This window comes from Rhodococcus sp. Z13_19A (assembly GCF_058133575.1).
The window spans coordinates 607191-633292 of the sequence record NZ_JBYUNN010000001.1; the positions used below are offsets into that span (position 1 = coordinate 607191).

Here is a 26102-nt window from a genome sequence, read left to right on the forward strand (position 1 = left end):
GAGGTGGATCAGGCGAGGCCGAGCTGCACGGCGGCCTCGGGATCGCAGTCGTTGAGCAGCGTCAGGCAGCGAGCCTGCTCGTCGGTCTCGCCGATGGCGGTGGCGGCCTTGGTCAGCGCGGCCACGGCGCGCAGGAAGCCACGGTTGGGCTCGTGCGAGTACGGCACCGGGCCGAAGCCCTTCCAGCCGTTGCGGCGCAGCTGGTCCAGACCACGGTGGTAGCCGGTCCGGGCGAAGGCGTAGGCGGTGACGGGCTCGCCGGCCTCGAGGGCGCCCTCGGCGAGGGTGGCCCAGGCGATGCTGGCGGCGGGGTGCTCGGCGGCCACGGCCACGGGGTCGGTGCCCTCGCGCAGAGCGGCTTCCGCCTCGGGGTCGCCGGGCAGCAGGGTGGGCTGGGGGCCAAGCAGATCGGGGTAGGTCATGGGCCCATCATGCCCCGCAGCCGGACGGGCAGGCACCCGGTGCCCCACCCCCAGCACTCAGGGCCCGCAACGCCCCGCGCGAGCGCGGAGAACGGCGTTGCGGGCCCTGAGTGCCGAACGAGGGGGCGGGTCAGCCCTTCGACTGACCAGCCGAGCGGAGGTTCTCGCAGGCCTCGACGACGCGGGCGGCCATGCCACCCTCGGCCTTCTTGAGGTAGCTGCGCGGGTCGTAGACCTTCTTGTTGCCCACCTCGCCGTCGATCTTGAGCACGCCGTCGTAGTTGCCGAGCATGTGCCCGGCGATGGGGCGGGTGAAGGCGTACTGGGTGTCGGTGTCCACGTTCATCTTGATGACGCCGTAGCCCAGCGCCTCGTGGATCTCCGACAGCAGCGAGCCCGAGCCGCCGTGGAAGACCAGGTCGAAGGGCTTGGCGTCGGCGGGCAGGCCGAGCTTCTCCGCGGCCACCCGCTGACCCTCGGCGAGCACCTCCGGGCGCAGCTTGACGTTGCCCGGCTTGTAGACGCCGTGCACGTTGCCGAAGGTGGCGGCCAGCAGGTAGCGCGAGCCGGTGTCGCCGCCGCCGAGCGCCTCGACGGTCTTCAGGTAGTCGTCCGCGGTGGTGTACAGCTTGTCGTTGATCTCGTTGTCGACGCCGTCCTCCTCGCCACCGACCACGCCGATCTCCACCTCCAGGATGATCCGCGCGGCCGCGGTGGCGGCCAGCAGGTCCTTGGCGATCTCCAGGTTCTCCTCCAGCGGCACGGCGGAGCCGTCCCACATGTGCGACTGGAACAGCGGGTTGCGCCCGGCGTCCACGCGCTCCTTGCTGATGGCGATGAGCGGGCGGACGTAGCTGTCCAGCTTGTCCTTGGGGCAGTGGTCGGTGTGCAGCGCCACGTTGATGGAGTACTTCTCGGCCACGACGTGCGCGAACTCCGCCAGCGCCACGGCCCCGGTGACCATGTCCTTCACCCCGGTGCCCGAGCCGAACTCCGCGCCACCGGTGGAGAACTGGATGATTCCGTCGCTGCCGGCGTCGGCGAAGCCCTTCAGCGCGGCGTTGATCGTCTCCGAGGACGTGCAGTTGATGGCCGGGTAGGCGAACGAGCCGGCCTTGGCCCGGTCGAGCATGTCGGCGTAGACCTCTGGGGTGGCGATCGGCATCGTTGACGGTCCTCCTTGAGCGACGGCACCCGCGCACGCCGTGGTGGTGGCGCACGGGCAGTAATTGACAGTCAGTATGACAACTTGCCCCCACGGAAGGGCAAGGGACCAACGGCTCGCCGGTATCGTGGGCGCGGTGACCCCAGCCAGCACCGCCGTCCTGTCCGTGGGCCCGGAGTTCATCCAGCCGAACTACCTGCTCGAGAACTTCGGCTTCGCCGGACTGCTGACCGTGGTCTTCGTGGAGTGCGCCCTGCTCTTCGGCTTCTTCCTCCCGGGCGACTCGCTGCTGTTCACCGCCGGGCTCATCTCCACCGGGGACGCGGTGCTCGCCGGGCACCCGGTCCCCTCGATCGCCCCGGTGTGGCTGCTGATGCTCACGGTGCCGATCGCGGCCATCGCCGGTGACCAGGTCGGCTACTTCATCGGCCGCAAGGCCGGGCCGGCCATCTTCAACCGGGAGGACTCCCGGTTCTTCAAGCGCAAGTACGTGGCTGACGCGCACGAGTTCTTCGACAAGCACGGCCCCAAGGCCATCATCCTGGCCCGCTTCGTGCCCATCGTGCGCACCTTCATGCCGGTGACCGCCGGGGTGGCCAAGATGCGCTACCGCACCTTCGTCACCTACAACATCGTCGGTGGCGTGCTCTGGGGTGCCGGGGTCATCCTGCTGGGACGACTGCTGGGCAACGTGGACTTCGTGAGCAAGAACATCGAGGCCATCCTGCTGCTCATCGTGGCGCTGTCGGTGGTGCCGATCCTCGTCGAGGTGCTCCGCAACCGCCGGGCGTCCACGCGGGCCAGGACCCAGGCCGATGCAGCTGTGCGCGCCGACGCCGCCAGCGCTGCCGTCCCGACCGACGACGCGTCGGCGCAGGACGAGAGCGGCGGTACCGCCCGCGGGACCGCCGCCGTCTGACGTGCCGCCGGGCGCCCAGCTCGTCGCGGCGACCTACGGTCCGCTGGAGACCGCGGGCCCGGTGCTGGTGTGGGTGATCGTGCTGGGCTTCGTGCTGCTGGAGTGCGCCTTCATCGTCGGGCTGTTCCTCCCCGGCGACTCGCTGCTGCTCACCGCTGGCGTGGTGCTGGCCGCGCACCACAGCGAGCACCAGGCGTGGTGGCTGGCGGGCACGGCCACGGTGGTGGCCATCGCCGGCAACCAGGTGGGCTACCAGGTGGGCACGCACGCCGGCACCAAGGTCCTCGCCCGCAAGGGCGGCCGGGTGCTCAACCGCAAGAACCTGCTGCGCGCCACCGACCTGATGCACCGCTACGGCTTCTGGGCCGTGGTGATCGCCCGCTGGATCCCCTGGGTGCGCACCCTGGCGCCGATGCTCGCCGGGGCCGCGCACATGAACCCGCGGCGCTACCTGCTGGCCAGCAGCCTGGGTGCGCTGATCTGGGTGCCCACCCTGCTGCTGCTCGGCTACTACGGCGCCGGGTTGCTCGACACCGTCCCGTGGCTGCTGCACACCGCCGTCGCCGTGCTGGTGGTGCTGCTGGTGGTGGGCACCGCGTGGGGGTTGTTCCGCTACCGCCAGGAGGTGGAGCGCCCGGAGGACCCCGACGTGGTGCCCGCCCCCGACCTGCCGGCGCTGGACCACTAGCCCCCGCTCAACCGGGCAGGGTGGCGGCAGCCTCCAGCAGCATCCACGCCGACAGCTGCACCGAGAGGTCCCGCCGGCCGGCCAGCGGTGGCTGCGCCCAGCTGGGGCCGAACACCGGTCGTCCCGCCACCTCGTCGCGGTGGCGCCACGCGGCGTCGGCGGAGCTGAGCACCAACCGGCGGGCCGTGGCCCGGGCCTGCGCGTCGGCGTCGTCGTCGCCGGGCAGCTGGCGGGCGACCACGGCCAGGTAGCGCGCCAGGATGCCGGCGAACAGCCCGCCGTCCCCGCCGCCGGCACCCACCAGCACGCCGCTGGGCGCCAGGTGGGTCTGCACCGCGCGCACCAGTCGGTGCACCCGACGCGCGTGCACGGCGGCGCCGGTGCGCACCGCCAGCTCGGTCTCCGCCCCCAGCACCACGCCCTGGCAGTAGGTGTACTTGGTGGCCTCCACCACCGCGCCGGCCGCACCAGGACGCAGCCCGTCGCAGACCAGGCCGGTGGCGGGGTCCAGCAACCGGGTGTGCAGCCAGTCGGCGGTGTCCGCGGCCGCCGACACGCGGCCGCTGCGCGCGAAGAGGATGGCCGCCGGTCCGTTCGCGGGGGTGTTGCGGAAGTCGTCCCCGCGCCGCCACGGGATGCCCTGCCCGCCGGCCTGCTGGTAGGCCTGCTGCAGCTCGACCAGCAGGGCCTGCGACCCGCGCGGGTGCGCCACCGCCAGCTCGGTGTCGGCGCGCTGCAGGGCCAGCGCCAGCCAAGCCATGTCGTCGTAGTAGCTGTTGGTCCAGCTGCCGAGGTTGCGCACCTGGATGCCCCGGGCCACCTCCCGCACCCGGCGGGTCCGCTGCGGGTCGGGCTCGCGGGTGGCCGCGTCCACCAGGCAGTCCAGCAGGTGCGCCTGCCACCAGTAGCACCACTTGGCGAACGTGCGGTGCTCCGGCGCCGGGGGCACCACCATCAGCCCCAGCGTGGTACCGGGCAGCCCCCACAGCGGCCGCAGGTGGTGGTGCAGCACCGCGTCCTCGGCGGCGGCGGCCCGCTGCGCCCAGGTGCTCACCAGGCTTGGCGCAGGTCAGCGTGCTGGCGCACCCAGGTGTGCATGGCGATGCCCGCAGCCACCCCGGCGTTGATGCTGCGGGTGGAGCCGAACTGGGCGATGGACACGGTGAGCGTGGCGTGCTCGACGGCCTCCGGGCTCACCCCGGGACCCTCCTGGCCGAACAGCAGCAGGCAGTGCCGGGGCAGCTCGGTGGTCTCCAGCGGCTGCGCACCCGGGGTGTTGTCCACCGCCACCACGGTCAGCCCTTGCGCGCGGGCGTAGCCGGCCAGGGTGGGGACGTCCGGGTGGTGGTGCACGTGCTGGTAGCGGTCGGTGACCATGGCGCCACGGCGGTTCCACCGCTTGCGGCCCACGATGTGCACGGCCGCTGCCGCGAAGGCGTTGGCGGTGCGCACCACGGTGCCGATGTTGCCGTCGTGACCGAAGTTCTCGATGGCCACGTGCAGCGGGTGCCGGCGGGTGTCCAGGTCGGCGACGATGGCCTCGCGCCGCCAGTACCGGTAGGCGTCCACGACGTTGCGCCGATCGCCCTCGGCCAGCAGCTCGGGGTCGTAGCGCGGGTCCTCCGGCAGCGGTCCCACCCAGGGACCCACGCCGACCGGCGCCTGCGCCCACTCGGTGGGCCCGGCCTCGGAGACCGCTGAAGCCTCCGCGGCGTCCACCACGTGCTCGCTCACTGCTCTCCCGCGTGGATGGCGCTCAGGCCAGCCCGAGGTCAGCCAGGGTGAGCAGCGACCGGTACTCCAGCCCCTGCTCGGCGATCACCGCGTCGGCGCCGGTGGCCCGGTCCACCACGGTGGCCACGCCGACCACCTCCGCACCCACCTCGCGCAGCGCGGCGACGGCGGTGAGCGGGGAGTTTCCCGTGGTGGTGGTGTCCTCCACCACCAGCACCCGGCGACCCGCCACGTCCGGGCCCTCGATGAGCCGCTGCATGCCGTGCGTCTTGGTGGACTTGCGCACCACGAAGGCGTCCAGGCCGGTGCCCGCGTGCAGCATGGCGGTGGCCACCGGGTCAGCACCCAGGGTCAGCCCGCCCACCGCGGCGAAGTCCCAGTCGGCGGTCAGCTCACGCAGCAGCCGGCCGATCAGCGGGCTGGCCTCGTGGTGCAGCGTGGCCCGGCGCAGGTCCACGTAGTAGTCGGCCTCCGCGCCGGAGGACAGCGTGACCTTGCCGTGCACCACTGCGAGGTCGCGGACCAGCTCGGCGAGGCGGGCACGGGCGGCAGGATCCACGGCGGCAGGCATGGCGCTCACGCTACCGAGGCGGCGGCCCGACCAGCCAGGCGGTGCTCAGCCCTGGCCGCGAGATCAGCTGCGGCCGCGGGCGTTGCCCACGCGGGTGGCCGCCCAGCGCAGGGCGCTGCGCGGCAGCAGGTGGGAGGCCCCGACCAGCGCCTTGTACTGCCGGCCGGGCACGGAGACCACCCTGCCGCGACGCAGGTCGGCCAGGCTCGCGTGGACGACGTCGCCGGGCTGCAGCCACAGCCGGTCGGAGGTGGAGCTCATGTCGATGCCGGCGCGGGCGTGGAACTCGGTGCGCACGAAGCCTGGGCACAGCGCCTGCACCTGCACGCCGGTGCCGGCCAGCCCACCGGCGAGACCCTCGGAGAAGGAGATCACCCACGCCTTGCTGGCCGAGTAGGTGGAACCCCGCCCAGGAACCAGGCCGGCGACGCTGGCCACGTTGACCACCGCCCCGCTGCCCGCGGCGATCATCGCCGGCAGCGCAGCCCTGCTCAGCTGCATGACGGCGGTGACGTTGACGTCCAGCTGGGCCTGCAGCTGCTCGGGGTCGGTGGTCCAGAACTCCCCCGAGGTGGCGAAGCCGGCGTTGTTCACCAACAGGTCCAGGCCCTGGCGGGCGCGGTCAGCCACGACGGCGCGGTCCTCGGCGCGGGTGAGGTCGGCGGTGAGCACGGTGGCGGTGCTGCGGTGGTGGCTGCTCAGCTCCGCGGCCAGCGCCTCCAGCTTGGCGGTGTCCCGGGCCACCAGCACCAGGTCGTAGCCGTCGGCGGCCAGGCGGCGGGCGAACGCGGCGCCGATGCCGGAGGTGGGACCGGTGACGAGGGCGGTGCGGGAGGTCATGGCCGAGAGGCTAGCTGCGCACCGGTGGTCAGACCGGCTGGGTGGCGGGCAGGCCGTGCGCCAGCTCGCCCAGGCGCCCCAGCAGCACCAGCACGTCATCCCACCGCTCGGGTCCCGCGGTGGGGTCCAGCGCGGCCAGCGCCCAGCCACCCTCCACCCAGAGCACGGTGAGGTCGTAGCCGGCGGCGGTGACCAGCTCCACCAGCTGGTCGTCCACCACGGCGCGGGCCGCCTCGAGGTCGTTGGTGAAGGCGTAGCGCTCTCCCACCGGGCCCAGCAGGTCCAGCCCGGACGCCAGGCCGGCGCTGCCGGTGGACACCGAGCCCTGGCGCAGCTCCAGCACCACCTCGGACTCACTCGGCCGGCGCACCGCCAGCACCGTGCAGGCGGTGGCGCCGGCGCGCTGCAGGTCGAACAGGTGCACTGGCCGGCCGTCGTCGACCAGGCTCACCACCTGCACCGCGCGGCCTGCGTCGCTGTCGGCGAAGACCCCGTGGCGCCACCACCCGGCGAGGGCAGGGTCGGCCTCCTGGTGGCGGCCGCCGTGCTCCTGCGCCCACTGGCGGCGCGCACGGACACCGGCGGTGCTGCGGCGGGCGTCCAGCGCCAGCACGGCCAGACCCACCGCCAGCAGCACGATGCCGGCGACGACCAGGGCTGTGCTCATCGGGCGCTCACGCCCGACACCCTAACCGTCGCCGGCGTCGGCGAGGGACCGCCGCGGAGGGCGACTCAGGCGACCGGCTCGGGTGCGCCCACCACCAGCGCCGCCCCGTCCGGCGCCACGTCCACCGCGACGGTGTCACCGTCGTGCACCTTGCCGCCCAACAGCTCTCGGGCCAGCTGGTCACCGATGGCGTGCTGCACCAGGCGCCGCAGCGGCCGGGCGCCGTACTGCGGGTCGAACCCGCGCTCGGCCAGCCAGGTGCGGGCCGCCGCGGAGACCTGCAGGGTGAGCCGGCGGGCCTCCAGCCGCTTGGCCAGCGCGGCCAGCTGGATGTCCACGATGTGCTCGAGCTGGGCCTCGGTGAGCGCGTCGAAGACCAGCACGTCGTCCAGGCGGTTGACGAACTCCGGCTTGAACGCCCGGCGCACCGCCTCCATCACCTGCTCCTTGGTGCCGCCGGCCCCCAGGTTGGAGGTGAGCACCAGGATGGTGCTGCGGAAGTCCACCGTGCGGCCCTGGCCGTCGGTGAGGCGGCCGTCGTCGAGCACCTGCAGCAGGATGTCGAAGACGTCCGGGTGCGCCTTCTCCACCTCGTCGAAGAGCACCACCGTGTACGGCCGGCGGCGCACCGCCTCGGTCAGCTGGCCACCGGCGTCGTAGCCGACGTAGCCCGGGGGCGCCCCCACCAGCCGGGCGACGGAGTGCTTCTCGCCGTACTCGCTCATGTCGATGCGCACCATGGCGCGCTCGTCGTCGAAGAGGAACTCCGCCAGCGCCTTGGCCAGCTCGGTCTTGCCGACGCCGGTGGGGCCGAGGAACAGGAACGATCCCGTCGGCCGGTCCGGGTCGGCCACCCCGGCCCTGGCGCGGCGGACGGCGTCGCTGACCGCGGCGACGGCCGCCTCCTGGCCCACCACCCGGGAGCCGATGACCTCCTCCATGCGCAGCAGCTTGGCGGTCTCGCCCTCCAGCAGCCGCCCGGCCGGGATGCCCGTCCAGGCGGAGACCACGTCGGCCACGTCGTCCGGCCCGACCTCCTCCTTGAGCAGCACGTCGCCGTCGGTGGCCACGCTGGTGGCCTCGGCGAGCTTGCGCTCCAGCTCGGGGATGCGGCCGTAGCGCAGCTCCGCGGCCCGGCCGAGGTCGCCGTCGCGCTCAGCCCGCTCGGACTCCCCGCGCAGCGTCTCCAGCTGCTCCTTGAGCTCGCGCACCCCCTCGATGGCATTCTTCTCGTTCTGCCAGCGGGCGCTGAGGGCGTTGAGCCGCTCCCGGGCGTCGGCGAGCTCACCGCGCAGCGTCTCCAGCCGGTCCTGCGAGGCGGCGTCGCTCTCCGAGGACAGCGCCACCTCCTCGATCTCCAGGCGGCGCACCTCGCGCTCCACCTCGTCCACCTCCACCGGCCGGGAGTCGATCTCCATGCGCAGCCGCGAGGCCGCCTCGTCCACCAGGTCGATGGCCTTGTCCGGCAGGAAGCGGGCGGTGATGTAGCGGTCGGACAGGGTGGCCGCGGCCACCAGCGCGCTGTCGGTGATGCGCACGCCGTGGTGCACCTCGTAGCGCTCCTTGAGCCCGCGCAGGATGCCCACGGTGTCGGGCACGCTGGGCTCGCCCACGAAGACCTGCTGGAAGCGGCGCTCCAGGGCAGCGTCCTTCTCGATGTGCTGGCGGTACTCCTCCAGCGTGGTGGCCCCCACCAGGCGCAGCTCGCCGCGGGCGAGCATCGGCTTGATCATGTTGCCCGCGTCCATGGCGCCCTCCCCGGTGGCGCCGGCGCCGACGATGGTGTGCAGCTCGTCGATGAAGGTGATGACCTCGCCGGCACTGGCCTGGATGTCGGCGAGCACCGCCTTGAGGCGCTCCTCGAACTCGCCGCGGTACTTGGCACCGGCGACCATGGAGCCCAGGTCGAGGGAGATCACCCGGCGGCCGCGCAGGCTGTCGGGCACGTCGCCGGCGATGATGCGCTGGGCGAGGCCCTCCACGATGGCGGTCTTGCCCACGCCCGGCTCACCGATGAGCACCGGGTTGTTCTTGGTGCGGCGGCTGAGCACCTGCACCACCCGGCGAATCTCCGCGTCGCGGCCGATCACCGGGTCCAGCTCACCGTCGCGGGCGCGGGCGGTGAGGTCGGAGCCGTACTTCTCCAGTGCCTGGTAGCTGCCCTCCGGGTCGGGGCTGGTGACCCGGGCGGAGCCGCGCACGGTGGTGAAGGCCTCGCGCAGGGCCTGCGCGGTGGCGCCGTGGCCCACCAGCAGCTTGGCCACGTCGGAGTCACCCTCGGCCAGGCCGACCAGCAGGTGCTCGGTGGAGACGTACTCGTCGCCCATCGACTCGGCCAGCTGCTGGGCGGCGTTGAGGGCCCGCAGCGCCGGGCGGTCGAGCTGCGGCGCGGCGACGGTGGCCCCGGACGCGGCGGGGATGCGCCGCAGCAGGGTCTCGGCCTCGGCGCGCACGGCGGCCGGGTCGGCGCCGACGGCGGTCAGCAGCGGTCCGGTGATGCCGTCGCTGACTCCGAGCAGGCTGACCAGCAGGTGCGCGGGCCGCACGTCGGGGTGTCCGGCGCTGGTCGCTGACTGCACAGCGGTCGACAGCGCCTGCTGCGTCTTGGTCGTCGGCGTGAAGGAGTCCACTGATCCACCTCATGGTCTGCTCGTGCTGCGCCCGAAGGCCCTGCAAGGTCCAACGTCAACAAACCTTAGCCTGTTCCGCTCAAGTCTAGGCGTTGCCCTGGGGCCGTTGCGATTCCGGTGGTCGGAACTTCGCGGTTCCGCCCCGCCCGCCGGCTCCGTAGCATCCGCGCCCATGGAGAAGCTGGTGTACGCGCTGTGGCCCCGCCCGGACGAGCCCTCAGCAGGCTGGGCGGAGCGGCTGCGCGGCGAGGTGGCCGAGCAGCTCACCGCCGCCGGCGCCCGGGGCGTGCAGGTGAACGTCTCCGACGACGCGGTGGCCACGGCGATGCTGCGGATCACCACCTTCGATGTTCCCATCAGCGCCGTGGTCAGCGTGTGGGTGGACACCGTGGCCGGCCCGGTCCGGCCCGCCCTGGAGCAGCTGCTGGCCGAGATCAGCGGACGCATCGCCGGCTACCTGGTCACCGAGTCGGTGCCGATGGCTCCGCAGTGGGAGCCGGGTGCGCGCGGCTACGGCTTCACCAACGTCGCCTTCCTGCGCCGCCCGGCCGAGCTGGACCCGGCGACCTGGCTGGACCGCTGGCAGAACCACCACACCACGGTGGCCATCGAGACCCAGGAGACCCACGGCTACGTGCAGAACGTGGTGGTGCGCGCGCTCACTCCCGACGCCCCGGTGGTGGACGGCATCGTGGAGGAGGTCTTCCGCCCCGAGGCGCTGCAGGACGTGCACGCCTTCTACGGCTCGGGCGGCGACGACGCCGAGCTCGCTCGCCGGCTGCAGGCCATGGCGGCCAGCGTCGACACCTTCGGCGCCGCCCAGGGCATCGACGTGGTGCCCACCAGCCGCTACGTGCTGACCTCCCCCACCCCGTGCCCCACCCTCAGCTAGGAGCAGCAACCGTGGCCCCACGCACCGTCCTCGTCACCGGCGCCCAGTCGGGCATCGGCCGCGCCACCGCGCTGCTGCTGGCCCAGCAGGGCTGGCGGGTGGGCGCGTTCGACCTCACGGTCCCCGACCTGGCCGAGGCTCCGGAGGCCGCCGGCGCGGCGGTGCCCATCCACTGCGGGCGCCTGGACGTCACCAGCACCGCCGACTGGGAGCAGGCGCTGACCGAGCTGACCGCTGGCACCGGGGGCGTGCTCGACGCCCTGGTGAACAACGCCGGGGTCATCTCCGCAGGCACGTTCGTGGAGCAGGACGTGGACACCCACCTGCGCCTGGTGCAGGTCAACGTGGGCGGGGTGATCCGCGGCGCCCGGCTGGCCTACCCGTACCTGCTGCGCTCCCCCCAGGCGCACCTGCTCAACCTGGCCTCGGCGTCGGCGATGTACGGCCAGCCCGGCCTCGCGGTGTACGGCGCCACGAAGTCGGCGGTCAAGAGCCTCACCGAGGCCCTGGACATCGAGTGGCGCGGCACCGGGATCACCGTCACCTCGCTGTGGCCGCTGTTCGTCCGGACCGCCATGGTGGACGAGATCAAGGACCTGGGCACCACCCGCAGGCTCGGCGTCCGGCTGGGCCCGGAGGACGTGGCCCGCCAGGTGCACCGCGTGCTGTCCGGCCGCCGCCGGGTGCGCTCGCCGCACGTGATGGTGGGTGCGCAGACCAGGCTGGCGGCCCCGCTCACCCGGATGACCCCGTACTGGCTCAACCGCCAGGTGATCGGCTGGCTCAACCGCTGAGCACCAACGGGTGGCCGCAGCAGCAGACGCGCCCTACTGTGCAGGAAGCGTTTCGCTGACAGCGCTGTCCCCGTCTTGGCCGTCGCCGCCGAGCCGGCGTCACCGCTGGTCGGACGAACTCCACGAAGATGATGCGGTAGGGGGCTCTGGCATGGCGTTCATGTCGCCGGTCGACTCGATGTTCCTGCTCATGGAGAGCAGGGAACACCCGATGCACGTGGGTGGGCTCTCGCTGTTCACCCCGCCGGAGGGCAGCGACGGAGCCGGGCTGGCCCGCTCGATGTACGAGGACCTCTCCGACACCGACAACATGCGCCAGCTCTTCCTGCGCAAGCCGCAGCACCTGCTCACCAGCTTCGCCCCGCTGCGGTGGACGCACGACGCCACGGTCGACGCGGACTACCACCTCCGGCTGTCCGCGCTGCCCAGCCCGGGCCGGGTCCGCGAGCTGCTGGAGCTGGTCTCGCGGCTGCACGGCACCCTGCTGGACCGGCACCGCCCGCTGTGGGAGCTGCACGTGATCGAGGGCCTCAACGACGGCCGCGTGGCGGTGTACTTCAAGACCCACCACGCGCTGATCGACGGGGTCGCGGCCACCCGGGCGTGGTACCGCGCGCTGAGCGAGGACGCCACCATGCCGTTCGTCTCGCCGTGGGTGGAGCCGGAGGACCGCAAGCAGGCAGAGCGTGCGGACAAGCCCAGCAGCGGCGGGTCGAGCCCGCTGTCCGCCGCGCTCGGCGGCGTCGCCCGCGCGGCGCTGGACGTGGCCGGGATCGCCCCCGCCACCATCGGCAGCGCGCTGCAGGCGTTCAACGACAACACCGCGGCCCTGCCCTTCCAGGCGCCGCGCACGATCTTCAACGTCCCCATCACCGGCGCCCGACGCTTCGCCGCGCAGGCCTGGCCGATGGAGCGGCTGCGCGCGGTCAGCGACGCCGCGGGAGTGACGGTCAACGACACGGTGCTGGCCATGTCCGCCGGGGCGCTGCGTCGCTACCTGCTGGAGCTGGGCGCCCTGCCCGACGAGCCGCTGGTCGCGATGGTGCCGGTGTCGTTGCGCAAGGAGGGCGACGGCGAGGGCAACGCGGTGGGGGCGGTGCTGTGCAACCTGGGCACCGAGCTGACCGATGCCGGGCAGCGCCTGCACCGCGTGCACCAGTCGATGCGGTACTCCAAGAACGTGCTGGCCGGGCTGAGCCCGCTGCAGAGCCTGGCGGTGAGCGCGCTGAACATCGGTGGCCTGGCGCTGGGCCCGCTCGGGGGCGCCGATCGCCTCACCGGGCCGCCGTTCAACATCATCATCTCCAACGTGCCGGGGCCGGACACGGAGCGCTTCTGGAACGGGGCGCGGCTGGAGAACTTCTTCCCCGCCTCCATCCCCGTGGACGGCCAGGCGCTGAACATCACGGTGGCCAGCTACGCCGACACCATGCAGTTCGGGCTCACCGGCTGCCGGCGCAACGTGCCGCGGCTGCAACGTCTCCTGGTGCACCTGGAGGACTCGCTGGCCGAGCTGGAGAAAGCCACGGCCTGACCGGTCGCCCGCACCGGCACGGGAGCCGGCGCAGCTACCGGCGCGGCTTCCAGACCACCACGGCGGTGGAGCGGCGCACCGGCACCAGGTCGCGCCGGTAGCTGGCGTGCACGCCAGCGGTGGCCTGCTCGGCGGAGGCGCGGGTGCGCTCGAGCTCGTCAGTGAGCTCCTCCACCTGGTCCTGCAGCGCCGTCACCTGCTCGGTCAGCTCGATGATGCGCTTGATGCCGGCGAGGTTCACCCCGTCGTCCTGGGACAGCCGCTGCACCTCGCGCAGCAGCGCCACGTCCCGTGGGGAGTAGCGCCGCCCGCCGCCGGGGCTGCGGTGCGGGGTGACCAGGCCGAGCCGGTCGTAGGTGCGCAGGGTCTGGGCGTGCATGCCCGCCAGCTCGGCAGCCACGCTGATCACGAAGACCCGGGCGTCGGGGTCCATGGACGGCGAGGGCCCCGGGGTGGGTCCGGGCCCGGCCATCAGCGATCGCCCGCCATCGCGCCCGCCCAGCGTGCTCGCGGGTCGAACCCGCTGGCGCGCTCGGCCTCGACGTAGGCCTGCAGCGCCTGCTGGGCCTCGGGGCTCAGCGTCGGGGGCACCGCCGCCTCCAGGGTGACCAGCAGGTCACCGGCCTGGCCGTCGCGCTTGCTCACCCCGCGGCCGCGCAGGCGCAGCACCCGGCCGTTGGCCGAGCCGGCGGGGACCTTCATCTTCACCCGGCCGTCCAGCGTGGGCACCGACAGCGTGGTGCCCAGCGCCAGCTCGCCAAAGCTCACCGGCACGGTGATGGTGAGGTTGTTGCCGTCCCGGCGGAACACCGGGTCGGGGGTGACGTGCACGGTGACGAACAGGTCGCCGGCCGGGGCGCCGCGCAGGCCGGCCTCGCCCTGCCCGGCCAGCCGGATGCGCTGCCCGTCGTCCACCCCGGCGGGGATTCGCACAGTGATGGTGCGGGTGCGCGTGGTGGTGCCGGTTCCCCGGCACTCCGGGCACGGGTCGTCCACCAGCGAGCCGGTGCCGCGGCAGTCCCGGCAGGGCTCGCTGAAGCCGAACGCCCCCTGGTTGCGGCTGACCACGCCGGCTCCGCCGCAGGTGGGACAGCTGCGCGGGTGGGTGCCCGGCTTGGCGCCGCTGCCGTGGCAGGTGGTGCACGCCGCCGGGCTGGTGAGCCGCAGCGGGACCACCGCACCCTTGGTGGCGTCGGCGAAGTCCAGGCGCACCTCGGTCTCCACGTCGCCCCCGCGCTGGGGACGGCTCGCCTGCTGCCCGCCGGACTTGCCGAACAGCCCGCCGAACAGGTCGTTGAAGCTGCCCGGGTCGGCCTGGAACCCGCCGTTGCGGGCCTGGCCGAACAGGTCGTTCAGGTCGAAGTCGTTGGGCATCCCCGCACCGGGGCGCCCACCACCGAACCCGCGACCCCCGCCGGCGGCGAAGAGGCTGCGGGCCTCGTCGTACTCCTTGCGCTTGGCGGGGTCGGAGAGCACACCGTGCGCCTCCGACACCGCCTTGAAGCGCGCCTCCGCCTTGGCGTCCCCGGGGTTGGCGTCCGGGTGCAGCTCGCGAGCGAGCTTGCGGTAGGCCTTCTTGATCTCCTCGGAGGAGGCGTCGGAGGAGACGCCCAGCTCGCCGTAGAAGTCCTTGTCCATCCAGTCCCGCGCACTCACTGGGCGTCTCCTCCCCTCATTCTGCTGGTTTGTCCTGGACCGCCGAGGTCGCCGCAGCGTCCTCGGCCGGGGCGGAGCCGGCGTCCGGCACGGGGTCCTCGGACACCGCCACCATCGCCGGGCGCAGCACCCGGTCGCCGAACCGGTAGCCCTGGCGCATCACGGCGCTGAGCACCGGTTCGCCACCGGAGCCCTCGTGCGAGACCGCCTCGTGCAGCGCGGGGTCGAACGGGTCGCCCTCCGCGCCGAAGGCCGCCAGGCCCTGGCCGACCAGCGCGTCGGTGAGCTTGTCCGACACGGCCTTGAGCGGGCCCTGCAGGTCACCGTGGCTGCGGGCGCGGGCCAGGTCGTCGAGCACGCCGAGCAGCGAGGAGACCACCGACGCCTTGGCGGTGTCGATGACCTGCTGCCGGTCGCGCTCCACCCGGCGGCGGTAGTTGGCGTACTCCGCCGAGACGCGCTGCAGGTCGGCCGTGCGCTCGAGCAGCTCGGTCTGGAGCGGGTCCATGCCCTCGTCGGCGGCCCCCTCCTCGACACCGCTGCCGACGGCGTCCTCGGCACTGGCCGGCTCCGCGTCGTGGTACTCCACGGCCACCTCGTCGAGGTCGGCCTCGTCCACCGGGCCGCCCGGCGGGCGGACCTGACCCGTCTCCGGGTCGATCCGCCGCCGGTCGGTCACCCGCACGGGCTCCTCGCGGTGCTCCTCCTCGCGGGGGCTCACTTCGAGTCACCCTCCTTGGCGTCGTCGGGCTCGTCCACGACCTCGGCGTCGACCACGTCGTCGGCGCCGTCGGCACCGCCGGTGGGCTGGCCGTCGGCGGCCTCGGCGTTGGCGGAGGCGTAGATGGCCTCACCCAGCGCCTGCGACTCCGTGCCCAGCTTCTCCACCGCGGACTTGATGGCCTCGGTGTCGGTGCCACCGAGGGCGTCCTTGACCTCGGCGATGGCGGACTCGACCTTGGTCTTGACCTCGGCCGGGACCTTCTCCTCGTTGTCCTTGACGAACTTCTCCGTCTGGTGCACGAGGGACTCGGCCTGGTTGCGGACCTCGGCCTCGTCGCGACGCTTCTTGTCCTCCTCGGCGTGCGCCTCGGCGTCCTTCATCATCTGGTCGATCTCGTCCTTGCTCAGGGCCGAGCCACCGGTGATGACCATCGACTGCTCCTTGCCGGTGCCCAGGTCCTTGGCACTGACGTGGACGATGCCGTTGGCGTCGATGTCGAAGGTGACCTCGATCTGCGGGACGCCGCGGGGCGCCGGCGGGAGGCCGGTGAGCTCGAACATGCCGAGCTTCTTGTTGTACGCCGCGATCTCGCGCTCACCCTGGTACACCTGGATCTGCACGCTCGGCTGGTTGTCGTCGGCCGTGGTGAAGGTCTCCGACCGCTTGGTCGGGATGGTGGTGTTGCGCTCGATGAGCTTGGTCATCACGCCGCCCTTGGTCTCGATGCCCAGCGACAGCGGGGTCACGTCGAGCAGCAGGACGTCCTTGACCTCACCGCGCAGCACACCGGCCTGCAGGGCGGCGCCCACGGCGACGACCTCGTCGGGGTTCACGCCCTTGTTGGGCTCGCGGCCACCGGTGAGCTCCTTGACCAGGTCGGTCACGGCGGGCATGCGGGTGGATCCACCGACCATCACGACGTGGTCGATGGCGCCCACGGAGATGCCGGCGTCCTTGACCACGGCCTTGAACGGCGCGCGGCAGCGCTCGAGCAGGTCGGAGGTGATCTTCTGGAACTCGGCCCGGGAGAGCTGCTCGTCGAGGAACAGCGGGTTCTTGTCCGCGTCCACGGTGATGTAGGGCAGGTTGATCGAGGTGCTCTGCCCGGAGGACAGCTCGATCTTGGCCTTCTCCGCGGCCTCGCGCAGGCGCTGCATGGCCATCTTGTCCTTGGTCAGGTCGATGCCCTGCGAGGACTTGAACTTGTCGGCCAGCCAGTCGACGATCCGCTGGTCCCAGTCGTCACCACCGAGGTGGTTGTCACCGGAGGTCGCCCGCACCTCGACGACGCCGTCACCGATCTCCAGCAGGGACACGTCGAAGGTACCGCCACCGAGGTCGAAGACCAGGATGGTCTGCTCCTTCTCGCCCTTGTCCAGGCCGTAGGCCAGGGCAGCCGCGGTGGGCTCGTTGACGATGCGCAGGACGTTGAGGCCCGCGATCTGGCCGGCCTCCTTGGTGGCCTGGCGCTGGGAGTCCTCGAAGTAGGCCGGGACGGTGATCACCGCGTCGGTGACCTCCTCGCCCAGGTAGGCCTCGGCGTCGCGCTTGAGCTTCATCAGCGTGCGGGCGCTGATCTCCTGCGAGGTGTAGTCCTTGCCGTCGATGCCCACCTTCCAGTCGGTGCCGACGTGGCGCTTGACGGATCGGATGGTGCGGTCCACGTTGGTGACAGCCTGGTTCTTGGCCGGCTGTCCCACGAGCACCTCGCCGTTGCGCGCGAACGCGACGACCGACGGCGTGGTGCGCGAGCCCTCAGAGTTGGCGATGACGGTGGGCTCGCCACCCTCCAGCACCGATACGACTGAGTTGGTGGTACCGAGGTCGATCCCGACCGCACGAGCCATGGTGGTTCCTCCTACTAGTTCTGTCCTGGGTTACCGATTGCGTCCCCGCTCGCGCGGCGAACGGCAACCTTAAGCGTGATCGGCTCAAGTTTGCCTGAGCACTGACACTTCGGTCAAATCCAACCTGAGTCGGGTCCGCTCAAGGCGCTGCGGATCCTTCAACGCACCACCTGTGACGACTGTTCCCGCTCCGTATGCAAGGAGGCGGCTACCGCAAAGTAGGGTCACCCGAGCACTGTCGCGACGGAAGGTTGCAGGTCAATGAACGCGTTGACGATCACCATGGGCACCGTTGGTGTCCTCATCAGCCTTGTGTGCTGGTACATCTTCATCCAGGGCGTGGTCAAGATGATCAAGATCATCCGACTGGGCCAGCCCGACGCCACCCGCAACGGTCCGCTCGCGGCCCGCCTCACGCAGATGGCGAAGGAGGTCGTCGCCCACACCAAGATGAACAAGAAGCGCAACGTGGGACCTGCGCACTGGTTCGTCATGTGGGGATTCCTCATCGGCAGCCTCGCGTGGTTCGAGGCGTACGGCGAGACCTTCGACCCGCACTTCCACTGGCCGCTGATCGGCAACTGGGCCCCGTACCTGCTGCTCACCGAGATCCTCGGTGTGGGCACGGTGCTCGGTGGCCTGGCGCTGGTGATCATCCGGCAGATCAACCACCCGCGACGCGCTGACCGGCTGTCCCGCTTCGGCGGCTCCAACTTCAAGCAGGCCTACTTCGTCGAGGCCGTGGTCATCATCGAGGGCCTGGGGATCCTGGCCGTCAAGGCGTTCAAGGTCGCCAGCGACATCGAGCACGCGCCGAACTGGGCCAACTTCCTCACCAACCCGATCGGGCACGCGCTGCCGGACAGCGCCACCGCGGTCTCCGTCGTGGCCCTGGTCAAGCTGCTCTCCGGCATGATCTGGCTGCTCGTCGTCGGCCGCTCGCTCACCATGGGTGTGGCGTGGCACCGCTTCAGCGCCTTCTTCAACATCTACTTCAAGCGCCAGGACGACGGTGGTGCCGCGCTCGGCGCGCTGCTGCCGATGATGTCGCAGGGCAAGGCCCTGGACTTCGAGGAGGCCGACCCGGACAAGGACGTCTTCGGTGCCGGCAAGATCGAGGACTTCAAGTGGAAGGGGTGGCTGGACTTCACCACCTGCACCGAGTGCGGCCGCTGCCAGGAGCAGTGCCCGGCCTGGAACACCGGCAAGCCCCTCTCCCCGAAGCTGGTCATCACCTCCCTGCGCAACCACGCCTACGCCAAGGCGCCCTACCTGCTGGCCGGTGGCTCCACCGACATGGCCGGCGACGAGGTGGGCCTGGTGGACGGCGAGGGCAACGTCGACCAGGCGAAGCTCGACGCGGTCCCGCAGGCCGCCCGGGACGAGGCGGCCCGCTCGCTGATCGCCGAGGCGGTCGACGGCGGCGTCATCGACCCCGAGGTGCTGTGGAGCTGCACCACCTGTGGCGCCTGCGTGGAGCAGTGCCCGGTGGACATCGAGCACGTCGACCACATCGTCGACATGCGTCGCTACCAGGTGCTGATCGAGTCGGAGTTCCCCACCGAGCTCGGTGGGCTGTTCAAGAACCTGGAGAACAAGGGCAACCCGTGGGGCCAGAACGCCAAGGACCGCCTCGCGTGGGCCGAGGGCCTCAGCTTCGACGTGCCCGTCTTCGAGGGTGAGCTCGGCGACGCCGAGTACCTGTTCTGGGTCGGCTGCGCCGGTGCCTTCGAGGACCGCGCCAAGAAGACCACCCGCGCGGTGGCCGAGCTGCTGCACATCGCCGGCGTGAAGTACACGGTGCTGGGCACGGAGGAGACCTGCAGCGGCGACCCCGCGCGCCGCTCCGGCAACGAGTTCCTCTTCCAGATGCTCGCCCAGCAGAACGTCGAGGTGCTCAACTCCGTCTTCGAGGGTGTGGAGAAGGGCAAGCGCAAGATCGTCGTCACCTGTGCGCACTGCTTCAACGCCCTGGGCAACGAGTACCCGCAGGTGGGTGGTGACTACGACGTGGTGCACCACACGCAGCTGCTGAACCGCCTGGTGCGGGAGAAGAAGCTGGTGCCGGTGGCCAGCGTCGGCGAGGACGTCACCTACCACGACCCGTGCTACCTGGGTCGGCACAACAAGGTCTACGACGCTCCCCGCGAGCTGGTCGGGGCCTCCGGTGCCACCCTGCGGGAGATGCCGCGCCACGCCGAGCGCTCGCTCTGCTGTGGTGCCGGTGGCGCCCGGATGTGGATGGAGGAGCGCATCGGCAAGCGCATCAACCTCGAGCGCGTGGACGAGGCGCTGTCCACCGCTCCGACGAAGATCGCGACCGGCTGCCCGTTCTGCCGCGTCATGCTGACCGACGGCCTGACCGCGCGCCAGGACACCAAGGTGGCGCCGGAGTCGGTGCAGGTGGTCGACGTGGCCCAGCTGCTGCTGGAGTCCGTCACCGCCGACCGCAAGCCGGGCGCTGGCGACCTGGCCACCGAGGAGCCTGCTGACGTGCCGACCGACGAGGTGCCCACCGGCACCCCGCTGCCGGACGAGGACAACGCCCCTGGCGCCGCGCAGTCCGCCACCCAGCCCGCCGACGGCTCGGACGACCCGAGCACCAAGGGCACCGAGGGCACCGAGTCCTCGCCCAACGGAAGCGGCGCCGGTGCGGAGCAGGAGAGTGGCTCGGCCAACGGGACCGGCACCACGTCGGAGCCCGACGACGCCGCGACCGCCCGCAAGGACGGCGACGCGAGCTGAGCCGGCGGCGCCGCGAGGCGCCTGACACACGAGTACGGGTGTGGCTACGACCTGACGGTCGAAGCCACACCCGTACTGCTTCCGGCCACGCTGCTGGACCGGTGGCTCCGTCCTGCTCTCGTGGAGATGCTCGCGTCCCAGTGTGCGACGACGGCGAGCGGTTCGCATCCCGAAAATCACGTGCACACAAGCAATTTCGATCTGAGACGCCGATCACTTCGGCGTGCCGCACCGGGGGGCAGCAGCCGCTTGACCTGCAGTGTCGACACGGGCACGGTCAGTGGCCGGCACCCCGGAGAGGGTCGGGAACGGCCCCAGGAAATGTCCGAAAAATATTGCCTGGACCCGAGTGCAACTATGTAGGGGTGAGCAACCACGTGGACCAGTCCCCCAGCACTCTGCTGACGCACAGCCACCGCGCGCTGAACCAGTCCCGCAAGCTGGAGAACGTGCTGTACGACATCCGGGGACCGGTTCAGGCGCACGCGGCGCGGCTGGAGTCCGAGGGACACCGGATCCTCAAGCTCAACATCGGCAACCCGGCGCCGTTCGGCTTCGACGCGCCGGACGAGATCCTGCAGGACGTCATCGCCGGCCTGCCCACCGCGCAGGGCTACTCCGACTCCAAGGGTGTGCTCTCCGCCCGCCGCGCGGTGGTGCAGCACTACCAGCAGCAGACGGGCTTCCCCGAGCTCGACGTGGACAACGTCTACCTGGGCAACGGCGTGTCCGAGCTGATCACCATGTCGCTGATGGCCATGCTCGACGACGGCGACGAGGTGCTGGTGCCCGCGCCGGACTACCCGCTGTGGACGGCCTCGGTGAACCTCGCCGGCGGCACCCCGGTGCACTACCTCTGCGACGAGGCCGACGGCTGGAACCCCAACCTCGCCGACCTCGAGGCGAAGATCACCCCGCAGACCAAGGCGTTGGTGGTGATCAACCCGAACAACCCGACCGGGGCGGTCTACACCCGGCAGGTGCTGACCGGCCTGGTGGAGCTGGCCCGCAAGCACCGGCTGGTGCTGATGGCCGACGAGATCTACGACAAGATCCTCTACGACGACGCCGTGCACGTCCCGCTGGCCTCGCTGGCGCCGGACGTGTTCTGCCTGACCTTCAACGGCCTGTCCAAGGCCTACCGGGTGGCCGGCTACCGCGCCGGCTGGATGGCGGTGACCGGGCCCAAGGCGCACGCGGCCAGCTACCTCGAGGGCCTCACGCTGATGGCCTCGATGCGGCTGTGCCCCAACGTGCCGTCGCAGAACGCCATCCAGGCTGCGCTCGGCGGGTACCAGAGCATCAACGACCTGATCCTGCCCGGCGGCCGGCTGCTGGAGCAGCGGGACACCGCGTGGGAGGAGCTCAACAAGATCCCCGGCGTCTCCTGCGTCAAGCCGCGCGGTGCGCTGTACGCCTTCCCCCGGCTGGACCCGCAGGTGCACGAGATCTACGACGACCAGAAGCTGGTGCTCGACCTGCTGCTGGCCGAGAAGATCCTGGTGGTGCAGGGCACCGGCTTCAACTGGCCGGCGCCGGACCACCTGCGCGTGGTCACCCTGCCGTGGGCGCGAGACCTGTCCAAGGCGATCCAGCGGCTGGGCAACTTCCTGGCGTCGTACACGCAGTAGGTCCGGGTGGCGTCTCCCGGCAGCAGGCCCGCGCTGCCGTCGGTGTGTGCCAACATGCCGGGATGAGATTCCTGGTTCGTCTCGTCATCAACGCCGTCGCCATCTGGCTGGCCGCCGAGTGGGTGTCCGGCATCGAGATCGCCTCCTCCGGCCGCGGCCAGGGCTGGGACGTCGTGGTGGTGCTGTTCATCGCGCTGGTGTTCACCGTGGTCAACGCGGCCATCCGCCCGGTGGTCAAGCTGCTGTCGCTGCCGCTGCTGATCGTCACCCTGGGCCTGTTCACCCTGGTGATCAACGCCCTGATGCTGTGGCTGACCGCGTGGATCTCCCAGGCCACCGACTACGGCCTGACCATCTCCGGCTTCGGTGCCGCGTTCTGGGGCGCCCTCATCGTCTCGCTGGTCAACTGGCTGCTGGGCGCGCTGGTGCCCGAGCACTCCCGCCGCTAGCGCGCACCCGAGGCCCCGCCACACGACGACGGCGCCGCGGCCGGCACGGAGATCCGTGCGGCTGCGGCGCCGTCGTGGTGCGGGAGGGTCAGACGCCCATGCTGCGCCCGATGATCTCCTTCATGATCTCCGTGGTGCCGCCGTAGATCGTCTGCACGCGGGAGTCCATGTACGCCTTTGCCACCGGGTACTCCCGCATGTAGCCGTAGCCGCCGTGCAGCTGCAGGCAGCGGTCGATCAGGCCGACCTGCTTCTCGGTGCTCCACCACTTGGCCATCGCGGCGTCGGCCACGGTCAGCTTGCCCGCGTTGAGCTCCATGATGCAGCGGTCCACGAAGTTGCGGGTGACCGCGGTCTCGGTGGCCAGCTCGGCCAGGGTGAAGCGGCTGTTCTGGAACGAGCCGATGGGCTTGCCGAACGCCTTGCGGTCCTTGCAGTACTGCAGCGTCATCTCCAGCACGCCCTCCATGGCCGCCGCCGCCACCACGGCGATGGACAGCCGCTCCTGGGGCAGGTTGGTCATCAGGTGGACGAAGCCCAGGCCCTCGGTGCCCAGCAGGTTCTCCGCCGGCACCCGCACGTTGTCAAAGTGCAGCTCGGCGGTGTCCTGCGCCTTCATGCCGATCTTGTCGAGGTTGCGGCCGCGGCTGAACCCGGGCATGTCCCGCTCCACCACCAGCAGGCTGAAGCCCTGGGCGCCGGCCTCGGGGTTGGTGCGCGCCACCACGATCACCAGGTCGGCGTTGATGCCGTTGGTGATGAAGGTCTTGGACCCGTTGAGGATCCAGTCGGTGCCCTCGCGCTTGGCGCTGGTGCGGATGCCCTGCAGGTCGCTGCCGGTGCCCGGCTCGGTCATCGCGATGGCGGTGATCAGCTCGCCGCTGCAGAACCCGGGCAGCCAGCGCTGCTTCTGCTCCTCGGTGGCCAGCTCGGTGAGGTAGGGCTGCACCACGTCGTTGTGCAGCGGAAAGCCCAGGCCGCTGAACCCGCTGCGGGCCTGCTCCTCGGCCACAACCGCGTTGTAGCGGAAGTCCTTGACGCCACCGCCACCGAAGGACTCCTCCACCGCCATGCCGAGGAAGCCCTGCTTGCCGGCCTCCTTCCACAGCTCGCGGTCGACGATCGCGTCGTCCTCCCACTGGTCGTGGAACGGCGCGACGTGCTGGGCGAGGAAGGACTGGTACGACTCGCGGAAGAGGTCGTGCTCCGGCTCGAAGATGGTGCGATCCACAGGATGCCTCCAGGGGCGGGGTGCTCAGACTTAAATGCAGGTTGGACTGTTTGTTGAGTTCACCTTAGGGTAGAGACGTGCCTGTTGAACAGCAACCGAAGTCGTCGCGCACGCAGAGCGAGCGCACGGCGACCACCCGCGCCAAGCTCCTCGACGCCACCCTGGAGTCGCTGGTGGAGCTGGGCTACGCCCGCACCACCACCCCGGGCATCGCCGCGCGCGCCGGGCTGTCCCGGGGCGCGCAGCTGCACCACTTCCCCACCAAGGAGTCCCTGGTGGTCGCCGCGGTCGAGCACCTCGCCCGCAAGCGGGAGGCCGAGATCCGCGCGGAGCTGGGCGGGCACCACGACCGCGGCCGGGCGCTGGAGCTGCTGGCCGATGCCTTCGACGGCCCGTTGTTCCTCGCCGCGCTCGAGCTCTGGGTTGCCGCGCGCACCGACCCGGCGCTCCGCGCGGCGCTGCTGCCCCTGGAGCGGGAGGTGGCCGAGGCGCTGACCGCCCTGGGCGCCGAGCTGCTCGAGGTCCCCGCCGACGCCGCCACGATCGAGCTCACCATCGAGCTGGTCCGCGGCCTGGGCATGTCCGTCCTGTTCAACTCCCCCGCCACCGCGCAACGACGTCGCCAGCGGCTGCTCGCCGCCTGGCGAGAGATGCTGGAGCAGCAGTGACCACCACCGAGAACGCCCCCACCCGCCCGCGCACGCTGCCCGGCCACGTCCACACCCTCGTGGTGGGTGCGGGCTTCGCCGGCATCGGCATGGCCGCCAAGCTGCTGCGTGCCGACCGCAACGCCGACGTGCTGGTGATCGAGCGCGCCGACGAGGTAGGTGGCACCTGGCGGGACAACACCTACCCCGGCGCGGCCTGCGACGTGCCCAGCGTCCTGTACTCCTTCTCCTTCGCGCCCAACCCGGACTGGAAGCACTCGTACTCGCGCCAGCCGGAGATCTTCGACTACCTGCGCAACGTCGCCACCAGTGCCGGCGTGCGCCGCAACCTGGTCACCGGCTGCGAGCTGCTCGGCGCCACCTGGGACGACGACGCCCAGCTGTGGCGAGTGCGCACCAGCCTGGGCGAGCTGACGGCGACGGTGCTGATCGCCGCCACCGGCACGCTCTCCCAGCCCAAGCTGCCCGCGCTGCCCGGCCTGGCCGACTTCACCGGCACCACCTTCCACTCCGCCACCTGGAACCACGACCACGACCTGCGCGGCGAGCGGGTCGCCGTGGTGGGCACCGGTGCCTCCGCGGTGCAGTTCGTGCCGGAGATCATCGACGACACCGAGCACCTCACCGTCTTCCAGCGCACCGCCGCCTGGGCCTGCCCACGGCCCGACGGGTCGCCCTCGGCCCGTACCCGCGCGCTCTACCGTCGCGTCCCGCTGGTGCAGAAGCTGGTGCGCGGCGGGGTGTACGCCATCCTGGAGCTGCTGGTGCTGGTGCTGGCCCACCTGACCCGGCTGCTGCCGATCATCAGCGTGTGGCCGCGGCGCTACCTGCGCAAGCACGTCACCGACGAGGGCAAGCGCAAGGCCCTGACTCCGAGCTTCACCCTGGGCTGCAAGCGGGTGCTGCTCACCAACACCTGGATCCCCACCCTGGCCCGACCGGACCTCACCCTGGTGGCCAGCGGCATCCACCACGTCACCGAGCGTGGCGTGGTGGACAACGACGGCGTGGAGCACGCCGTCGACACCATCATCTTCGGCACCGGGTTCACCCCCACCGAGCCGCCGGTGGCGCACCTGCTGCGCGGGGCCGACGGCCAGGCGCTCGCCGAGCACTGGGCCGGCAGCCCGCACGCCTACCTGGGCACCACGGTGGCGGGCTTTCCCAACCTGTTCCTGATGTACGGGCCCAACACCAACCTGGGCCACAGCTCCATCGTCTACATGCTGGAGAGCCAGGCGGCCTACATCAGCGACGCCCTGGCCGTGATGCGCCGCCGCGAGCTGTCCTCCCTGCAGGTGCTGCCCACCGAGCAGCAGGCCTACAACGCCCGGATCGACGACCAGCTGCAGGGCACGGTGTGGAACGCCGGCGGCTGCTCCAGCTGGTACCTCGACGCCAGCGGGCGCAACTCCGCCATGTGGCCGACGTTCACCTGGCGCTACCGGCAGCTGACCAAGCGGTTCGACCCCAGCCGCTACCAGCTGGTCGCCGCGAACAACCAGCAAGCCACCAACCAGCGAGCCGCCAACCGGCCCGCCGACGTCACCCCCGCCTCGTGAGGCGCCCCGAGCACCTGGTGCTGGCCGCTGCGGCGGCCGTGACCGTCGCAGGGGCGCTCACCGACCGTCCCGCGCTGCAGCGGGCGGCCAAGCCGCTGATCGGGCCGTCGCTGGCCGTCCGGGTGCTGCGGGCACGCGCCGACCTCAGCGGCACCGACACCGCGCTGCTGCTCGCCGGCCTCGCTGCCGCGACGGTGGGCGACGTGTACATGCTCGAGCCCGACGACGACGCTCGCATCGTGCAGGGCGCCTCGGCGTTCGCGGCCATGCACGGTGCCTACTCGCGGCTGCTGCGCCGCCACGGCGCGCGCTCGCACCTGGCGACGGCCCTGCCCCGACTGGCCGCGAGTGGTGGCCTGGGTGCGCTGCTGGCCCGGCGCGCCCCGGAGGTGGCAGCACCCCTGGGCGCCTACGGCCTCACCCTCAGCGCCACGTCCACCCTGGCCGCCGACCCGGCGCTGGCCCCCGCAGCGCCTCGACTGCTGGGGCTGCCGCTGCCCCGCCGCAGCGACCCCCGTACCTGGCTGGCCGCAGGTGGACTGACGTTCGCCGCCTCCGACGCGCTGGTCGCGGTGCGTCGCACGGTGATTGCCAACGGCGCTGGTCGCAGCGCCGCGGAGGGCGTCGTCCTCGCCTCGTACGTGCTCGCCCAGCTGCTGCTGGTGGAGGGAATGCTGGAGCTCGCGCGCAGAAAGTGAGATGTTGCTCACAACTGCTCGGTGGGCCACACTCG

Annotated in this window: 24 protein-coding genes; 11 read left to right on the forward strand and 13 right to left on the reverse strand. The window is 71.6% G+C overall.

Annotated features, from left to right (window positions below):
- Window positions 1-8: 8 nt before the first annotated feature.
- Together AC3YNX_RS02815 and fbaA are read right to left on the reverse strand one after the other, a co-directional pair.
- Window positions 9-422 carry a DUF3151 domain-containing protein gene (locus AC3YNX_RS02815; RefSeq protein ID WP_127784219.1) on the reverse strand — a complete coding sequence of 138 codons (414 nt, stop codon included), beginning with the start codon at window positions 420-422 and terminating at the stop codon, window positions 9-11.
- A gap of 130 nt (window positions 423-552) precedes the next feature.
- Window positions 553-1587, reverse strand: coding sequence for a class II fructose-bisphosphate aldolase (gene fbaA, locus AC3YNX_RS02820; protein ID WP_127784220.1), 1035 nt, complete (start codon window positions 1585-1587; stop codon window positions 553-555).
- 136 nt (window positions 1588-1723) lie between these two features.
- Between fbaA and AC3YNX_RS02825 the strand changes: the two genes are divergently transcribed.
- Together AC3YNX_RS02825 and AC3YNX_RS02830 are read left to right on the forward strand one after the other, a co-directional pair.
- Window positions 1724-2506 (forward strand): DedA family protein, encoded by a 783-nt coding sequence (locus AC3YNX_RS02825; RefSeq protein WP_241249258.1) that lies wholly within the window; start codon window positions 1724-1726, stop codon window positions 2504-2506.
- Window position 2507: 1 nt separating this feature from the next.
- Window positions 2508-3194 carry a DedA family protein gene (locus AC3YNX_RS02830; RefSeq protein WP_489994534.1) on the forward strand — a complete coding sequence of 229 codons (687 nt, stop codon included), beginning with the start codon at window positions 2508-2510 and terminating at the stop codon, window positions 3192-3194.
- Window positions 3195-3201: 7 nt separating this feature from the next.
- Here AC3YNX_RS02830 and AC3YNX_RS02835 read toward each other — a convergent pair whose 3' ends face one another.
- From AC3YNX_RS02835 to clpB, 6 genes are all read right to left on the reverse strand, one after another.
- Complete coding sequence (locus AC3YNX_RS02835) at window positions 3202-4251, reverse strand: glycoside hydrolase family 76 protein (RefSeq protein WP_489994969.1); 1050 nt, start codon at window positions 4249-4251, stop codon at window positions 3202-3204.
- Window positions 4245-4928: a TrmH family RNA methyltransferase gene (locus AC3YNX_RS02840; protein ID WP_489982053.1), complete on the reverse strand. Its 684-nt coding sequence runs from the start codon at window positions 4926-4928 to the stop codon at window positions 4245-4247. Before AC3YNX_RS02840 ends, AC3YNX_RS02835 begins: the two co-directional genes overlap by 7 nt.
- 22 nt (window positions 4929-4950) lie before the next feature.
- Window positions 4951-5499: an orotate phosphoribosyltransferase gene (pyrE, locus tag AC3YNX_RS02845; protein WP_489994535.1), complete on the reverse strand. Its 549-nt coding sequence runs from the start codon at window positions 5497-5499 to the stop codon at window positions 4951-4953.
- Between the two features lie 63 nt (window positions 5500-5562).
- Entirely contained in the window at window positions 5563-6339 is a 777-nt protein-coding gene (locus tag AC3YNX_RS02850) for an SDR family NAD(P)-dependent oxidoreductase (protein WP_489994536.1), read from the reverse strand.
- Window positions 6340-6367: 28 nt separating this feature from the next.
- Complete coding sequence (locus AC3YNX_RS02855; RefSeq protein ID WP_489994537.1) at window positions 6368-7006, reverse strand: hypothetical protein; 639 nt, start codon at window positions 7004-7006, stop codon at window positions 6368-6370.
- Window positions 7007-7071: 65 nt separating this feature from the next.
- On the reverse strand, window positions 7072-9636 hold the full coding sequence (gene clpB, locus AC3YNX_RS02860; RefSeq protein ID WP_489994538.1) for an ATP-dependent chaperone ClpB: 2565 nt from the start codon (window positions 9634-9636) through the stop codon (window positions 7072-7074).
- A gap of 172 nt (window positions 9637-9808) precedes the next feature.
- On the opposite strand from clpB, the gene AC3YNX_RS02865 reads away from it, so the two are divergent.
- The 3 genes from AC3YNX_RS02865 (at window position 9809) to AC3YNX_RS02875 (ending at window position 12856) form a co-directional block, all read left to right on the forward strand.
- Window positions 9809-10528 (forward strand): EthD domain-containing protein, encoded by a 720-nt coding sequence (locus AC3YNX_RS02865; protein ID WP_489994539.1) that lies wholly within the window; start codon window positions 9809-9811, stop codon window positions 10526-10528.
- A gap of 11 nt (window positions 10529-10539) precedes the next feature.
- On the forward strand, window positions 10540-11322 hold the full coding sequence (locus AC3YNX_RS02870) for an SDR family oxidoreductase (protein WP_489982059.1): 783 nt from the start codon (window positions 10540-10542) through the stop codon (window positions 11320-11322).
- A gap of 151 nt (window positions 11323-11473) precedes the next feature.
- A complete protein-coding gene (locus AC3YNX_RS02875; protein ID WP_489994540.1) occupies window positions 11474-12856 on the forward strand; it encodes a WS/DGAT/MGAT family O-acyltransferase in 1383 nt (460 codons plus the stop codon).
- A gap of 34 nt (window positions 12857-12890) precedes the next feature.
- Here AC3YNX_RS02875 and AC3YNX_RS02880 read toward each other — a convergent pair whose 3' ends face one another.
- Genes AC3YNX_RS02880 through dnaK form a run of 4 tightly spaced genes read right to left on the reverse strand, consistent with a single transcriptional unit; the run spans window position 12891 to window position 17083 of the window.
- Window positions 12891-13328, reverse strand: a complete 438-nt coding sequence (locus AC3YNX_RS02880) for a heat shock protein transcriptional repressor HspR (protein WP_127784231.1) — start codon at window positions 13326-13328, stop codon at window positions 12891-12893.
- Window positions 13328-14512: a molecular chaperone DnaJ gene (gene dnaJ, locus AC3YNX_RS02885; RefSeq protein ID WP_127784232.1), complete on the reverse strand. Its 1185-nt coding sequence runs from the start codon at window positions 14510-14512 to the stop codon at window positions 13328-13330. Before dnaJ ends, AC3YNX_RS02880 begins: the two co-directional genes overlap by 1 nt.
- A gap of 16 nt (window positions 14513-14528) precedes the next feature.
- Window positions 14529-15233: a nucleotide exchange factor GrpE gene (gene grpE / locus AC3YNX_RS02890; protein ID WP_489982060.1), complete on the reverse strand. Its 705-nt coding sequence runs from the start codon at window positions 15231-15233 to the stop codon at window positions 14529-14531.
- Window positions 15230-17083 (reverse strand): molecular chaperone DnaK, encoded by a 1854-nt coding sequence (gene dnaK / locus AC3YNX_RS02895; protein WP_127784233.1) that lies wholly within the window; start codon window positions 17081-17083, stop codon window positions 15230-15232. Before dnaK ends, grpE begins: the two co-directional genes overlap by 4 nt.
- 261 nt (window positions 17084-17344) lie before the next feature.
- Between dnaK and AC3YNX_RS02900 the strand changes: the two genes are divergently transcribed.
- The 3 genes from AC3YNX_RS02900 to AC3YNX_RS02910 all read left to right on the forward strand — a co-directional run bounded on the left by AC3YNX_RS02900 (window position 17345) and on the right by AC3YNX_RS02910 (window position 21908).
- The gene (locus tag AC3YNX_RS02900) at window positions 17345-19828 is read left to right on the forward strand and encodes a heterodisulfide reductase-related iron-sulfur binding cluster (protein WP_489994541.1); all 2484 of its coding nucleotides are present in this window, start codon (window positions 17345-17347) and stop codon (window positions 19826-19828) included.
- A 365-nt stretch (window positions 19829-20193) separates the two neighbouring features.
- Window positions 20194-21459, forward strand: a complete 1266-nt coding sequence (locus AC3YNX_RS02905) for a pyridoxal phosphate-dependent aminotransferase (protein WP_489994542.1) — start codon at window positions 20194-20196, stop codon at window positions 21457-21459.
- Between the two features lie 62 nt (window positions 21460-21521).
- A complete protein-coding gene (locus AC3YNX_RS02910) occupies window positions 21522-21908 on the forward strand; it encodes a phage holin family protein (RefSeq protein ID WP_127784235.1) in 387 nt (128 codons plus the stop codon).
- 88 nt (window positions 21909-21996) lie between these two features.
- Here AC3YNX_RS02910 and AC3YNX_RS02915 read toward each other — a convergent pair whose 3' ends face one another.
- Entirely contained in the window at window positions 21997-23139 is a 1143-nt protein-coding gene (locus AC3YNX_RS02915; RefSeq protein ID WP_489982063.1) for an acyl-CoA dehydrogenase family protein, read from the reverse strand.
- A gap of 77 nt (window positions 23140-23216) precedes the next feature.
- Here AC3YNX_RS02915 and AC3YNX_RS02920 point away from each other — a divergent pair, with 77 nt between their 5' ends.
- From AC3YNX_RS02920 to AC3YNX_RS02930, 3 genes are all read left to right on the forward strand, one after another.
- On the forward strand, window positions 23217-23807 hold the full coding sequence (locus AC3YNX_RS02920) for a TetR/AcrR family transcriptional regulator (RefSeq protein WP_127784237.1): 591 nt from the start codon (window positions 23217-23219) through the stop codon (window positions 23805-23807).
- Between the two features lie 89 nt (window positions 23808-23896).
- Window positions 23897-25369 carry a flavin-containing monooxygenase gene (locus tag AC3YNX_RS02925; protein WP_489994970.1) on the forward strand — a complete coding sequence of 491 codons (1473 nt, stop codon included), beginning with the start codon at window positions 23897-23899 and terminating at the stop codon, window positions 25367-25369.
- Entirely contained in the window at window positions 25366-26067 is a 702-nt protein-coding gene (locus AC3YNX_RS02930; protein WP_489994543.1) for a lysoplasmalogenase, read from the forward strand. Before AC3YNX_RS02925 ends, AC3YNX_RS02930 begins: the two co-directional genes overlap by 4 nt.
- Window positions 26068-26102 lie beyond the last annotated feature (35 nt).

Bases quoted from the DNA above. Each gene is read 5' to 3' on its own strand.
- AC3YNX_RS02910 (WP_127784235.1), top strand. From the start codon at position 21,522: ATGAGATTCCTGGTTCGTCTCGTCATCAACGCCGTCGCCATCTGGCTG.
- AC3YNX_RS02880 (WP_127784231.1), bottom strand. From the start codon at position 13,328: ATGGCCGGGCCCGGACCCACCCCGGGGCCCTCGCCGTCCATGGACCCC.
- AC3YNX_RS02855 (WP_489994537.1), bottom strand. From the start codon at position 7,006: ATGAGCACAGCCCTGGTCGTCGCCGGCATCGTGCTGCTGGCGGTGGGT.
- AC3YNX_RS02875 (WP_489994540.1), top strand. From the start codon at position 11,474: ATGGCGTTCATGTCGCCGGTCGACTCGATGTTCCTGCTCATGGAGAGC.
- dnaK (WP_127784233.1), bottom strand. From the start codon at position 17,083: ATGGCTCGTGCGGTCGGGATCGACCTCGGTACCACCAACTCAGTCGTA.
- fbaA (WP_127784220.1), bottom strand. From the start codon at position 1,587: ATGCCGATCGCCACCCCAGAGGTCTACGCCGACATGCTCGACCGGGCC.
- pyrE (WP_489994535.1), bottom strand. From the start codon at position 5,499: ATGCCTGCCGCCGTGGATCCTGCCGCCCGTGCCCGCCTCGCCGAGCTG.
- AC3YNX_RS02815 (WP_127784219.1), bottom strand. From the start codon at position 422: ATGACCTACCCCGATCTGCTTGGCCCCCAGCCCACCCTGCTGCCCGGC.
- AC3YNX_RS02850 (WP_489994536.1), bottom strand. From the start codon at position 6,339: ATGACCTCCCGCACCGCCCTCGTCACCGGTCCCACCTCCGGCATCGGC.
- AC3YNX_RS02865 (WP_489994539.1), top strand. From the start codon at position 9,809: ATGGAGAAGCTGGTGTACGCGCTGTGGCCCCGCCCGGACGAGCCCTCA.
- AC3YNX_RS02900 (WP_489994541.1), top strand. From the start codon at position 17,345: ATGAACGCGTTGACGATCACCATGGGCACCGTTGGTGTCCTCATCAGC.
- AC3YNX_RS02925 (WP_489994970.1), top strand. From the start codon at position 23,897: ATGGCCGCCAAGCTGCTGCGTGCCGACCGCAACGCCGACGTGCTGGTG.